The organism is Butyrivibrio proteoclasticus P6B7, assembly GCF_000622085.1.
Classification (GTDB): Bacteria; Bacillota; Clostridia; order Lachnospirales; family Lachnospiraceae; genus Butyrivibrio; species Butyrivibrio proteoclasticus_A.
Genome location: NZ_JHWL01000025.1, coordinates 23,330 through 36,121, shown reverse-complemented (window position 1 = coordinate 36,121; position 12,792 = coordinate 23,330). Strand labels below are relative to the sequence as shown.

General features: G+C 40.2%; 12 protein-coding genes. 11 read left to right on the top strand and 1 reads right to left on the bottom strand.

The features are described from left to right. Positions 1–14 precede the first annotated feature (14 nt). The 11 genes from T541_RS0113310 (at position 15) to T541_RS0113260 (ending at position 11,937) form a co-directional block, all read left to right on the top strand. Positions 15–866 (top strand): NAD(+)/NADH kinase, encoded by an 852-nt coding sequence (locus tag T541_RS0113310; RefSeq protein WP_026653186.1) that lies wholly within the window; start codon positions 15–17, stop codon positions 864–866. Between the two features lie 20 nt (positions 867–886). Beyond that, positions 887–1,339 (top strand): arginine repressor, encoded by a 453-nt coding sequence (locus tag T541_RS0113305; protein ID WP_026653185.1) that lies wholly within the window; start codon positions 887–889, stop codon positions 1,337–1,339. Positions 1,340–1,347: 8 nt separating this feature from the next. Next, entirely contained in the window at positions 1,348–3,039 is a 1,692-nt protein-coding gene (gene recN / locus T541_RS0113300; RefSeq protein WP_026653184.1) for a DNA repair protein RecN, read from the top strand. A gap of 43 nt (positions 3,040–3,082) precedes the next feature. Then, entirely contained in the window at positions 3,083–3,730 is a 648-nt protein-coding gene (locus T541_RS0113295) for a DUF1836 domain-containing protein (protein WP_026653183.1), read from the top strand. Between the two features lie 14 nt (positions 3,731–3,744). Next, positions 3,745–6,243, top strand: coding sequence for an ATP-dependent helicase (locus tag T541_RS0113290; protein ID WP_026653182.1), 2,499 nt, complete (start codon positions 3,745–3,747; stop codon positions 6,241–6,243). A 123-nt stretch (positions 6,244–6,366) separates the two neighbouring features. Then, positions 6,367–6,633, top strand: coding sequence for a hypothetical protein (locus tag T541_RS0113285; RefSeq protein WP_026653181.1), 267 nt, complete (start codon positions 6,367–6,369; stop codon positions 6,631–6,633). An 8-nt stretch (positions 6,634–6,641) separates the two neighbouring features. Further along, positions 6,642–8,318: a 23S rRNA (uracil(1939)-C(5))-methyltransferase RlmD gene (rlmD, locus tag T541_RS0113280; protein WP_026653180.1), complete on the top strand. Its 1,677-nt coding sequence runs from the start codon at positions 6,642–6,644 to the stop codon at positions 8,316–8,318. A gap of 108 nt (positions 8,319–8,426) precedes the next feature. Continuing rightward, positions 8,427–8,906 (top strand): GNAT family N-acetyltransferase, encoded by a 480-nt coding sequence (locus T541_RS19655; protein WP_051538255.1) that lies wholly within the window; start codon positions 8,427–8,429, stop codon positions 8,904–8,906. 38 nt (positions 8,907–8,944) lie between these two features. Then, entirely contained in the window at positions 8,945–9,670 is a 726-nt protein-coding gene (locus T541_RS19650; protein WP_051538254.1) for a class I SAM-dependent methyltransferase, read from the top strand. Positions 9,671–9,697: 27 nt separating this feature from the next. Beyond that, entirely contained in the window at positions 9,698–11,287 is a 1,590-nt protein-coding gene (locus T541_RS0113265; protein ID WP_026653179.1) for a GNAT family N-acetyltransferase, read from the top strand. After that, positions 11,284–11,937 (top strand): flavin reductase family protein, encoded by a 654-nt coding sequence (locus tag T541_RS0113260; RefSeq protein WP_051538253.1) that lies wholly within the window; start codon positions 11,284–11,286, stop codon positions 11,935–11,937. The genes T541_RS0113265 and T541_RS0113260 overlap by 4 nt, the downstream gene beginning before the upstream one ends. 9 nt (positions 11,938–11,946) lie before the next feature. Here the strand turns inward: T541_RS0113260 and T541_RS20785 are convergent, their stop codons facing one another. Further along, positions 11,947–12,789, bottom strand: a complete 843-nt coding sequence (locus T541_RS20785) for a helix-turn-helix domain-containing protein (protein WP_051538252.1) — start codon at positions 12,787–12,789, stop codon at positions 11,947–11,949. Positions 12,790–12,792 lie beyond the last annotated feature (3 nt).

The following is a 12,792-nucleotide window of genomic DNA, read 5'->3' as shown; positions in this document are numbered from 1 at the left end:
TGTTGGGGAATATTATGGATCATTTTTGTATTGTTACTAACAAAAGTAAAGACACAGACTTCAAGATGACTAACTATATAAGGGACTACCTGGTTAGTCACGGCAAGAAATGTGATATTGCTGAAAGTATGAGATTGGAGCCCTCTGAAGACAAGCTTGGCAGGAAATATTTAAGCGATATTCCTGAGGATGCAGAATGTGTCATTGTTCTTGGCGGGGATGGAACAATGCTTCAGGCTGCAAGAAGTGTTGCCAGCAGAGATATTCCACTTATCGGTGTTAATCTCGGCACACTGGGATACCTGGCTGAGGTTGAGACTGGCGGTGTTGATGAAGCTCTTTCTCGCATAATATCCGGTAATTACGAGACGGAAGAGAGAATGATGCTCTATGGTCTTGTAAATAACAAAAGAGACTACGCACTCAATGATATTGTTATTTCAAGATATTCAAGGGCCATTGAGACTATTAACTTTGATATATATGTCAATGACCTGTTCCTTTGTAACTATCATGCAGATGGTATCATAATCTCTACCCCTACAGGATCTACCGGGTACAGTATGTCTGCAGGAGGCCCTATCGTGGAACCCTCCGCTGATATGATACTTATTACGCCAATCTGCCCACATACTCTTAATTCAAGGAGCATGGTTCTTTCTGGTAATACTAAGATAAGGATTGTTATAGGTTCTGGAAGGGATAATGCTGAACAGACCGTGGCAGCATGCTTTGACGGCAGCGAGAATGTGCAGATGAAAACAGGCGATCAGATAGAAATAGAAAGATCTGAAAAGATCACCAAAATAATAAGATTAAACAGAGTTAGCTTCCTTGAAGTTCTGGGAAAGAAGTTTGATAGATGAAAAAGGGGGAATTCGAGATCATGAAAAAGAATAGACACGATAAGATTGTTGAGCTTATTGCAAGAAACGTGGTAGAGACACAGGAGCAGCTGGCTAGCCTTCTTAGGGAGGCAGGCTATGAAGTTACTCAGGCTACTGTTTCCAGAGATATAAGACAGATGAAGCTTACCAAGCAGGTTACAGAGGACGGTAAGTCCAAGTATGTGTATACAACTGCTGATCCTGATGTAATGCAGGATAAGTATGTAAGTGTTTTAAAGGCTGGATTTTCCAGCATGGATGTGGCTCAAAATATCCTTGTTATCAAGACTGTTTCCGGAATGGCTATGGCTCTTGCAACAGCAATTGATGCACTTGATTTTCCACAGATTGTTGGATGTATCGCCGGGGATGATACTATCATGGTTGCCATCAAGTCTGTTGAAGAAGCTGTTGAAGTCATGGATGAACTGAGGAAGATGATAGAAAGTTAAGGGAGAGTATGCTTTACAGTTTACATGTTAAGAATCTTGCTCTTATCAAGGAGCAGGAGATTGAGTTTTCGAAGGGGCTTAATATTCTAACTGGTGAAACTGGTGCTGGTAAGTCGGTAATAATCGGCTCTATCAACCTTGCTCTTGGAGCTAAGGCTGATCCGTCGCTTATAAGGACTGGGGAGGAATACGCACTGGTTGAGCTGGTGTTTGGCCTTGAGAATGACTATCAAAAGAATTTCTTTAAAGATATGGAGATTCCTGTGGAAGAGGATGATACGGTTGTGATCCAGCGTAAGATCATGCCTGGACGAAGCGTATCCAAGGTCTGTGGCGAGAATGTCACCTCCAGACAGCTTAAGGAAATCTCCAATGTTCTAATCAATATTCATGGACAAAATGATCATCAGGAGCTTCTGCAAAAGAAGAAACATCTGGAGATTTTGGACGACTATTGCGCAGCTAGTCTATCTCCTTTATTTGATGAGCTTTCAACATCCTATAAAAGACTTAAAGAGATAGAGAGCGAGTTATCCAAGACCAATATTGATGAGGATAAAAGACTCCGTGAACAGGAGCTTTTAGAATACGAGATCAACGAGATTACAGAAGCTAATCTTGTTGAAGGAGAGGATGAGAAGCTTGAAAACAGTTATCGCAGGATGACAAACAGTAGGAAGATCTCTGAAGCTCTTTCTACAGTTACCAATATGACCGCTTCCTGCGACGACAACGAAAGCGCTTCAGATATGATCGGAAGAGCAGCAAGAGAGCTTAGCTCAGTATCTGGCTTTGATGAAGAGCTGGGAAGCCTCCTTGATCAGCTTACTGATATTGATAACCTTTTGTCTGACTTTAATCATAGCCTTTCTGGTTATATCAAGGACCTTGAATTCGATGATGAAGAGTTTAAGGAGACAGAGGACAGACTTAATCTTGTTAATCACCTTAAGGATAAGTATGGCGCCACAATTGAGGCTGTGCTTAAGAGCCTTGAGGATAAGGAAAAGAGATTTGAAGCTTTAAGTGATCTGGATTCCTATAAGAATAAGCTTTCTGCAGAGTATGACAAGACCAGGAAAGAAGTCCTTAATACCTGCAAGGAAATATCAGACATAAGACAAAAAGAGGGTAAGGTCCTTCAGGAGAAGCTTAAGGAAGCTCTGGTAGACCTTAATTTCCTTGATGTTAAATTTGAAATAGCCATAAATAGTGATGAGAATAACCTTTCATCAAGGGGCTATGATGATGTAGAATTTATGATATCCACCAACCCTGGCGAGGCGCTAAGGCCTCTTGATCAGATAGCCAGCGGTGGTGAGCTGTCCAGAATAATGCTGGCTCTTAAGAGCGTTATTGCAGACAGAGATGATATCAGTACTTTGATATTTGATGAGATTGATGCCGGAATAAGTGGTAAGACTGCCTGGAAGGTATCACAAAAGCTGGGACAGCTGGCTAATGAGCATCAGATTATCTGCATTACGCACCTTCCACAGATCGCAGCTATGGCGGATACTCACTTTATGATCGAGAAGGGCGTTGATGATGGCAGAACAGTAACATCCATCTATGGCCTTGATGATGATTCTTCTATTAAGGAGCTTTCAAGACTTCTTGGAGGAGAGGTGGTTACAGATGCCACAATTACCAATGCTTTAGAGATGCGCAAGATGGCGCTGGAGTCCAAGGGCGCTTGATAATAAGCCCTAGAACACTGGAATTATTTACGAGGAAAAGAACATGACAATTGATAATGATGATCTTATGAATAGCATACTGGGTACACTTGGAAGAATTGATCTTATTTCCTCCAAGGAAATGCCTAACATTGATCTTTATATGGATCAGCTCACAACCTTTATGGATGAGCGACTTAAGAGGACCACAAGGCACCCTGAGTCCGACAAGATCCTTACTAAGACAATGATCAATAACTATGCCAAAAATGACCTTCTTCCTCCACCTGTAAGGAAGAAGTATTCCAAGGATCATCTGATTCTTTTGATCTTCATTTATTACTTTAAGAGTTTTCTTTCAATAAATGACATTCAGACCCTTATTGAGCCGCTTAAGACAAGATTCCATGTAAGTGATGATGAGCTTAATCTTACCAAGATCTACGATGAAGCCTTCAGCATCCATGATGATGAGCTGGAGCCACTTATTGCTGATCTTAAGGAGAAGTATGCTCGTTCTCTTAAGACCTTTGATGAGTATGATCTGGATGAGGAAGAAAAGAAGAGAATGCAGCTCTTTTCCTTTATTACAGAGCTTAGCTACGACGTATATATCAAGAAACTCTTAATCGAGAAGATGCTTGATAATATCCAGGAAGACGCCGCTAAACAAAAGGCCAAAGAAAAACAGGATAAGAAGAATAAGAAGTAAGGAATTAGTTTTACATGGGAATTTACGATACGCTTAATTCACAGCAGAAAAAGGCTGTTTTGCAGACCGACGGGCCTGTACTTATACTTGCGGGCGCAGGATCTGGTAAGACCAGAGTTCTGACCCACAGAGTTGCATATCTTATCGATGAGTGCAACGTCAATCCATGGAATATCATGGCAATCACCTTTACCAACAAGGCTGCTGGCGAGATGAGGGACAGAGTAGACAAGATCGTGGGCTTTGGAGCCGAGAGTATCTGGGTTTCTACCTTCCACTCCAGCTGCGTTAAAATGCTTAGACGCTACGCTGACAGACTTGGCTATGGTACCAACTTTACAATCTATGATACAGATGATTCTAAGTCTTTGCTAAAAGAAATCTGCAAGAAATATCAGCTTGAGACATCCACTCTTAAACTCAGACAGATCCAGAGCAGTATTTCAAAATGTAAGGATAATCTTGTAAGCCCTGAAGAATATGCGCTTTCCACCATGAACGATTTCATCAAGGTCAAGATATCCAAGGCCTATACTGAGTATCAGGCAGCTCTTAAAAAGAACAACGCCATGGACTTCGATGATCTTATTGTGAAGACCGTTGAGCTTTTTAAGACTAATCCTGATGTTCTTGAATCCTATCAGGACAGATTCCGCTATATCATGGTGGATGAGTATCAGGACACCAACAATGCCCAGTTTGAGCTAATCAGACTCCTTGCTGACAAGTACAGGAATCTCTGCGTTGTAGGTGATGATGACCAGAGTATTTACAGATTCCGTGGCGCCAACATCAGGAACATCCTGGACTTTGAGCAGGTTTACCCAGATGCCACAGTGATCAAGCTGGAACAGAACTACAGGTCAACTCAGCAGATCCTGGATGCTGCCAACGCAGTTATTTCCAATAACTATGGCAGAAAGGATAAAGCTCTTTGGACTGATATCAAGGATGGAGAGCTGGTGGCCTTCAGACAGTTTGATTCAGGAGAAGAGGAAGCCAGATTCATTGCTTCTGATATTGGAAAGCTTAAGAGATCAGGTAAGCTCTCTTACAACGATACTGCAGTTCTTTATCGTACCAATGCCCAGTCAAGACTTTTGGAGCAGTGCTTTAACCGTGAAGGCATTCCTAATAGCGTTGTAGGTGGCGTCAGATTCTATTCAAGACGTGAGATAAAAGATCTTTTGGCTTATCTTAGGGTTATCGACAGCGGTTCTGATGATATTTCTGTAAAAAGAATTATCAACGTTCCAAAGCGTGGTATTGGCGCTACAACAATAGATTATGTTCAGAGCTATGCCGACGAAAGAAGAATTAGCTTTTTTGACGCCCTCTGCGAAGCAGATCAGATCGTATCTGTGGCAAGAAGCGCTTCTAAGCTTAAGGATTTCGTTACAATGATCAGGGCCTTTAGGACCAAGCAGAAATCCATGGCTATTGATGAGCTCCTTGGAGATGTTATCGATGTTGTGGGTTATATGGACTATCTTAAGACTCTTGAAGAGGACGATGACGAAAGCGGTGATAATGACAGAGAAGCTAACGTAAGTGAGCTTATGTCAGATATCAGAGAGTACATCGACAGAACTAATGAAGAGAGCGACGAAGCGCCTACTCTTACTGGATATCTGCAGAAGGTGGCTCTTATCTCTGATATTGATAATGTTACAGAAGAGAATGAGAAGGTTCTTCTCATGACTATTCACAGTGCTAAGGGCCTTGAGTTTGAGCATGTGTACCTGGCTGGTATGGAGGAGGATATCTTCCCAAGCAGCATGGCAACAGGCTCTGACGATGCCGATGCCATAGAAGAGGAAAGACGCCTTGCCTATGTAGGTATTACAAGAGCCAAGAAGCATCTTACTCTTACAGCAGCTCGTTATAGAACTGTCTGGGGCAGAAATGAAGGCCACAAGACCAGTAGATTTGTGGGAGAGATCCCTGCAGAACTTCTTGAAAAGCATAAGGTTTCCAATAAGCCGGCATTTCTTTTTGATGATGGCGACAGCATCGATGAGTATGAGGGCGTTGAGGATTCCTATACTAAGGGTAGATCGGCTTACAGTAATGATTATAGATCTGATGACTATGATAGCTATGGATCTGGAATCAAGCCTGCATATGCGGCTGGAATTAGAAAGGCTAATGCTAAGGCATCTGCTAGTAGTTCTAGTACTGGTAAGTCAGAGCTGGCAAGCACATATAAGCTTAAGGCTAGTCCTAAGCCAGCGAGAGCCACAAAGAGAGCAACTCCAAAGGATAAGCCATTTATCGCTAGTGTAGGTAAGACATATTCTAGAGGAAGTCTTGAAGGACTTTCTAAGGGAATGCCTCTAAAGATGGTTAAGCCTGAGTATAGCGTGGGAGATAAGGTTTCACACATTAAGTATGGAATCGGAGTTGTGACTTCTTTGGAAGAGGGTCCAAGAGATTATAAGGTTACAGTTAACTTTGATGACTGCGGCCAGAAAATCATGTATGCAGCCTTTGCCAAGCTAAAGAAGATTTAATGAATGTAACTTGTATTTGCGGATATTCGGTGCTAATACTAATTCAAGTAATTTGCTCCGATACACTTAATTCTGCTATACTTAAACTATCAAATAATTCTATGAAATGGAAAGGGGTTACTTATGGAAGTAAAATCTAAGATCGACGACTTTATTGAAATGACACGTATTAATGAATTACTTGATAAGAGAGAAGCGGCTAATGCCAAGAAGCCTTCCAACGTGATCCTTTGGATTTTGGCCGTACTTGGATCAATTTCTGCTGTAGCAATTATTGCATATCTTGTATATCGCTACATGACTCCAGAATTTGAAGATGACTATTATGATGATGATTTCGATGATTTCGAAGACGACTTCGAGGATGAGGATTTCATCAAGGAAAGCTAAGAAATAAAGTGAAGAAAAAAGACATTGTAGAGGGAATTGTACGTAGCGTAGAATTCCCTAATAAAGGAATAGTAGAAACTGCTGAAGGCAAGGTTATTGTAAAGGGTGTACTTCCTGACCAGAAGGTATCTGTTCAAATCCAGAAGGTTAGAAAGGACAGAGCTGAAGGCAGACTTATAGAGGTTTTAGAAGAGGCTAAGGACGCCATAGACTGCCCATGTATTCATTTTGGCAGATGTGGTGGTTGTAGCTATCTTACTATGCCTTATGTTAAGGAGCTTGGCCTTAAGGAACAGCAGGTTAGACACCTTCTTAAGCCAGCAGTAGAGAGACAGACAGCAAAGTTTACCTGGGAGGGTATCAAGACCAGCCCGGTTAAGTTTGCTTATCGTAATAAAATGGAGTTCTCCTTTGGTGACGAAGTTATGGGAGGACCCCTTTCTCTTGGTATGCACAAAAAGGGCAGCATCTATGATGTTGTAACCGTTAGTGGATGCCGTATCGTTGATGATGACTATAGAGCCATCCTTTCAGCAACTCTTGATTATTTCTCACCAATGTATGAGAGAAAAGAGATTTCTTTTTACCATAGGATGAAGCAGACCGGATATCTGCGTCACCTTCTTGTTAGAAAGGCTGTAAGAACGGGAGATATCCTGGTTGACCTTATTACAACAACCCAGGAAGAGCATGATCTTGAGCCTTATAAGGAAGCTCTTTTATCACTTTCATTAAGTGGAAGGATTGTGGGTATTCTTCATACCCAGAACGATTCCCTTGCAGATGCGGTAATTGATGAGGGTACTGAGATTCTCTATGGTCAGAACTACTTTTATGAGTATCTTCTTGGACTTAGGTTCAGGATTACACCATTTTCATTCTTCCAGACCAACAGCTTAAGTGCTGAGGTTCTGTACCAGACAGTTAGGGGCTACATCACAAGTCTCTTCGATCAGAATAAGATTGGTAAAGACGGCGTTATCTATGATCTTTACTCTGGAACCGGCACTATTGCTCAGCTTCTTGCTCCTGTAGCAGATAAGGTTATTGGTGTTGAGATTGTGGAAGAGGCAGTTGAGGCAGCTAAAGAGAATGCCAAGCTCAATCAGCTTGATAACTGCGAGTTTATCGCTGGTGACGTCCTTAAGGTTCTTGATAGCATCGAGCAGAAGCCTGATCTCATCATCCTTGATCCACCTCGTGACGGGATCAATCCTAAGGCCCTTACCAAGATTATTGGCTACGGCGTTCCTTACATGATCTACGTATCCTGTAAGCCTACATCCCTGGCCCGTGACCTTGAGATCCTTCAGGGAAATGGATATGTCATGAGCAGAGCTGTGGCTGTAGATCAGTTCCCATGGACAAGCCATGTTGAGACTGTATGTCTATTGTCCAAACTAAATGATGCCAAGCACCACATAGAGTTCGAGGTTAGTCTTGAAGAGTTGGGAGTAACCACAGCAGAGGCTAAGGCGACTTATGAGAAGATTAAGAAGTGGGTTGATGAGAACTACGAGTTTAGTGTAACTAATCTCTATATTGCTCAGGTTAAGAGAAAGCATGGAATTATAGAGCATGAGAACTATAATCAGACAGGTAGCGGTAATGGAAAAGTACCGCAGTGTCCACCGGACAAAGAAAAGGCTATAGAAGCGGCACTTAAGCACTTTAAAATGATATAAAACAAGCAATAAATGTGATGTAATGTGGATTGTTGCTGTGATATGATAAGGACATGTGTTTTCTTGATGAAGGAGCACATGTCTTTTTTATTTGTTGGAGGAAGTTAAATGGGGAACATAAATATAGAATTAGTGCCCATGACAAGGGAATTGTGCCATGGACTTTTCAGGGAATGGGAAAATGATCCGGACATCTATTCAGATATGTCATTATTTAAGCCATTTATATATACAGAAGAATATGCAGACAAATATTTTGATAGCAAACAAAAGCCTAACCGTAAAATGATGGTTATTATGCTTGAGGACAAGCCTATTGGAGAAATTCAGCTAAAGCAGATAGATTATGATAAAAAGGAATGTACCCTAAGTATCCACATGCAGAATGATTCATACAAAGGAAAAGGTTATGGGACTACTGCAGAAAAATTGGCTGTGGAGTATGCCTTTTCAGAGCTTGGAATGACTGCTGTTAATGCAGATACGATAATAAAGAATAAGCGTAGTCAGCATATTCTTGAAAAGATGGGTTTTAAATTTCTGAAGGAAGAAGATGGATTCAGATTTTTCAGAATTGAAAAAGAATAATTGTGAAAAATAAAAAACAACTTAAGGAATGATAGAAGATGAAAAATGTTTACGAGCAGGTTGAAGAAAATATAGATAATTTAGTTGCAAATCAGGCAGATTGGACAGCCTCTGCGACTAATGAGGAACTTGACTTAGCAAGAGCAGGAAGACCGATTCTTTATTTTTATGATAAGGAAGTTCCTGCGGAATGGTTAAATGATATAAAGGGGAAAAGAGTTCTTTGTCTTGCCGGTGCAGGAGGACTGCAGGCACCAATCTTAGCCTGTGCAGGAGCAAAGGTTACTGTCATAGATATCTCTAACAAGATGCTTGAAAAGGACAGGGAGATTGCTGAAAGAGAAAAGTTGGATATTGAAATCGTAAAAGGAAACATGTGTGATTTATCAATGTTTGCTGATGAATTATTTGACTTAATTGTTAACCCTCCGTCTCTGATGTATATACCGGATTTGTCTTTGGTTTATAAAGAGTGCTATAGAGTTCTAAAGAATGGTGGGCAGTTTATCATAATGGCTCCGAATCCTGTTAATTATCTTTGCGACTGGGTTAACGATGAAAATGGTGGATATTATAAGGCTATCCACAAGATGCCCTGGTGTTCAAAAGATTATGACGATTCAGAATGGATTGAATATGGCCATTCCATGGAAGAATACCTAGGAGGATTGATACGTTGTGGCTTTGTGCTTGATGGATATATGGAATGTCAAAGAGAAGATATCACTGAGCTTATGTTTATGGTAAGAGCTAAGAAATTATAACAAAGGGACATTACAAACAGAGGGTGTATGAAAGAGTTATTAAACGCATTACTTACTAAATATGGTTTTGGAGAACTAGTGGGGGACATATTGCCAGTTTCAGGGGGCTTAATGCATAAGATGTATAAAGCGCAAACGGAAAGAGGAACATTCGCCGTAAAGTGCCTTAATCCTGACATAATGAAGCGCCCAGGAGTTTTTGACAACTACGCCAGAGCAGAAGCTTTGGAGACTCTTCTTGATAATAATGGAATACCGATAGTTCCAGCGTTTACTTTTGACGGTAAAAAGATGGTTGAAGTAGGAGGTAGATATTTTTATATATTCAGGTGGCAGAAAGGACACATTACAGATCAGGGAAATATTTCAAAAGAACAGTGTTATAAAGCCGGAGAGATACTTGGGAAAATACATGCAATAGATGTTCATAATGTTGAAGCTTCTGAGCCAGAGCTTTCAGCTATAGATTTTAGGAACTATTTGAAAGAGGTTAAACAAAAAGAGAGCAGCATAGCGGTGATATTTGAAGAAAGTATTGAGCTGCTTGAATATGCACAGGATAAACTTAATGAAGCCAGGAAAATGCTTCCTGCTATGAAAGCAATCAGCAATGATGACATGGACCCTAAGAATATCATGTGGGATAAAGGAGAGCCTTATGTAATTGATCTGGAGTGTTTAGGATATAGTAATCCTGTAGCATCTTGTCTTGACCTTTCGCTTCAGTGGGCGGGAACAGTTAATCAGAGTTTCAGCAGGGAAAACCTGTCGGCTTTTTACAATGGATATTTGAGTGCATATGATAATGGTTTTAGATCATATGATGAGCTATATGGAATAGCATATACATGGGTCGAATGGCTTGAATATAATATAAAACGTGCATTGGGAATAGAAGGCACTACAGATGAAGATATAAAGCTGGGAGAGGCTGAAACTATAAATACTATAGGAAGAATCAAGTATCTATATTCCTTGGAGAAGGATATCTGTGATGTCTTCAATAATCTTCCTTTACCTGATGCAAAGAACTACAAAACGCATGATGATACTTTATGCTATGTTGACTTGGCATTTGAGGGTGGCTTAGATAATCTCCAGTATTTTGAGTTGCCGGATGGATATAGATTCACCTATTATCATCCAGGAGATAAAAAAGAATGGATTGATATTGAAATGTCTGCAGGTGAATTACTGAGTCTGGAACAAGGAGAAGAATGCTGGGATAGATATTATGGCTGTAAAGAAAATGAACTATCAAGGCGAATGGTCTTTGTTGTCGATAAAGAAGGCAACAAAGTTGCTACAGCTACTGCATATTATGATATTCATACAGTCGATGCACCGGAAAATGGACAACTTCATTGGGTAGCTATAAGGAAGAATTACCAAGGAAAAGGCCTTTCAAAGCCGCTGATAACACATGCGCTGAAGTTGATGAGTGAGTTGGGATATACATGCACTAAGATTCATACGCAGACAAATACCTGGCTTGCATGTAAAATATATTATTCATTAGGATTTCGTCCCACAAAGGAAAGCTTGGGGAATAACAGATTTGGTTGGAAGATGGTAGGTTTATTGACAGGAATAGATTACTTTGGAGGAAGGATATGAAATATAAATATATAGATATGCCGAAAACAATGAAGGGAACATTTGGCGAAGGATTGTATGGATTTTCATGGAAAGAATTTGTAATGACAGTACCATCACCAATGTTTCTTGTGACAACATATAAGTCTAATGGGCAACCTAACGCATGTATGCAGTCATGGGCTACTTTTACAAGCGCTGATCATGGAAAAGGGTTTTATGCCATTTTGGCAAGTGTTAATAAAAATGGACATCTATATAAAAGCCTTAATGAGAAGACGGAAGCTGTAATCAATTTCTTTTCAGCAGAATATCATTCAGCGTGTATGGCAACAATCCAGCATAATCAGTTTGATGCAGATGAAATTACTGAGTCTGGACTTTCTGTAGAAAACGCTGCATGGGTAGATGCTCCTATGGTAAAAGAATGCTTTATGAACCTTGAATGTAAGTATGTTTGGGAAAAAGAAATAGTTCCCGGAGATGATCACGTTATGATATGTTTAGAAATTGTTGGTGTGCATATTGATGAAGACCACCTTGCTGATAAGACTGGGGATAATGGTATTATGTACAATATCCATTATCCACTTGATCCTGAAAATATTGGAAAGACAGCGCATGATTACGCAGGTGTTCTTCAGAAGAAAATTGATGTTGGGGAATACTAATAAAAACTATTATTTCTTTCTCCGACGTTTTCTGTCGTCTGGTTCTATGATTGGAGATTGGTTTACAAGATTATCAAAATCTTCATTAACACCGATTTTAGCGACTCTATCAAGATTGGAGTCGCTATTTTTTATGCGCAGCATTTTTAAGAATAGAGTCCTAACTACCTGACCGAGGGTTAGCTTATTATCATTCTTTTCCAGGTCATCGGCAGTTGAAATAAGCAGATTTTTAAAGTCCGATTCTCCGTTTTGATAATCGGAGGTTGAAGTATCATCCTTATGGTGGAATTTAATATCATGAAGGATATTCTTAAGAGCTTCGCCCATTCTTCCGGAAAAAAGATAGTCTTGATCCATCTGAACATAATCAAGAGCAAGAAGGTCTTTCTTTGCATCCAATGATTTCAGATTGGCGTGTTTGAGTTTTGCACGACCTACCTGCATAAGTGCATTATATCTTTGTACAGATTCATCTGCGAATCCATCTACATATACTGCAGCGTCCAGCATCATTTCATCAAATTTTTCATGTTCAATTATCTCTGACAATAGCTCTGGATATATTTTCCTGTTTCGTAGTTTATCAAGGGCAGCATCAGAAAGGCCAAGCTCATGTATTTCAAAATTTGGCTGCTTAAGATTATTTGTGAGTCCCAGAAGATAATCTGCTGAAACATTAAAGGTCTGGCAATATTTTATAAGGATATTACTTGGTACGTAGTATCCTTCTTTTTCATATTCGGCTATTGATGATGCCGGAACGTTAAGCATCGCGGCAACGTCTTTTTGAGTGAGCTTTGTATCGCTCATGTATCTTACATCTTTAAGCCTTACATTAACTGATTCCATATC

Excerpts from the sequence above, each read along its gene's own strand:
- T541_RS19650 (WP_051538254.1), top strand. The coding sequence starts at position 8,945 with ATGAAAAATGTTTACGAGCAGGTTGAAGAAAATATAGATAATTTAGTT.
- T541_RS0113260 (WP_051538253.1), top strand. The coding sequence starts at position 11,284 with ATGAAATATAAATATATAGATATGCCGAAAACAATGAAGGGAACATTT.
- T541_RS19655 (WP_051538255.1), top strand. The coding sequence starts at position 8,427 with ATGGGGAACATAAATATAGAATTAGTGCCCATGACAAGGGAATTGTGC.
- recN (WP_026653184.1), top strand. The coding sequence starts at position 1,348 with ATGCTTTACAGTTTACATGTTAAGAATCTTGCTCTTATCAAGGAGCAG.
- T541_RS0113265 (WP_026653179.1), top strand. The coding sequence starts at position 9,698 with ATGAAAGAGTTATTAAACGCATTACTTACTAAATATGGTTTTGGAGAA.
- T541_RS0113295 (WP_026653183.1), top strand. The coding sequence starts at position 3,083 with ATGACAATTGATAATGATGATCTTATGAATAGCATACTGGGTACACTT.
- T541_RS0113285 (WP_026653181.1), top strand. The coding sequence starts at position 6,367 with ATGGAAGTAAAATCTAAGATCGACGACTTTATTGAAATGACACGTATT.
- T541_RS20785 (WP_051538252.1), bottom strand. The coding sequence starts at position 12,789 with ATGGAATCAGTTAATGTAAGGCTTAAAGATGTAAGATACATGAGCGAT.
- T541_RS0113305 (WP_026653185.1), top strand. The coding sequence starts at position 887 with ATGAAAAAGAATAGACACGATAAGATTGTTGAGCTTATTGCAAGAAAC.
- T541_RS0113290 (WP_026653182.1), top strand. The coding sequence starts at position 3,745 with ATGGGAATTTACGATACGCTTAATTCACAGCAGAAAAAGGCTGTTTTG.
- T541_RS0113310 (WP_026653186.1), top strand. The coding sequence starts at position 15 with ATGGATCATTTTTGTATTGTTACTAACAAAAGTAAAGACACAGACTTC.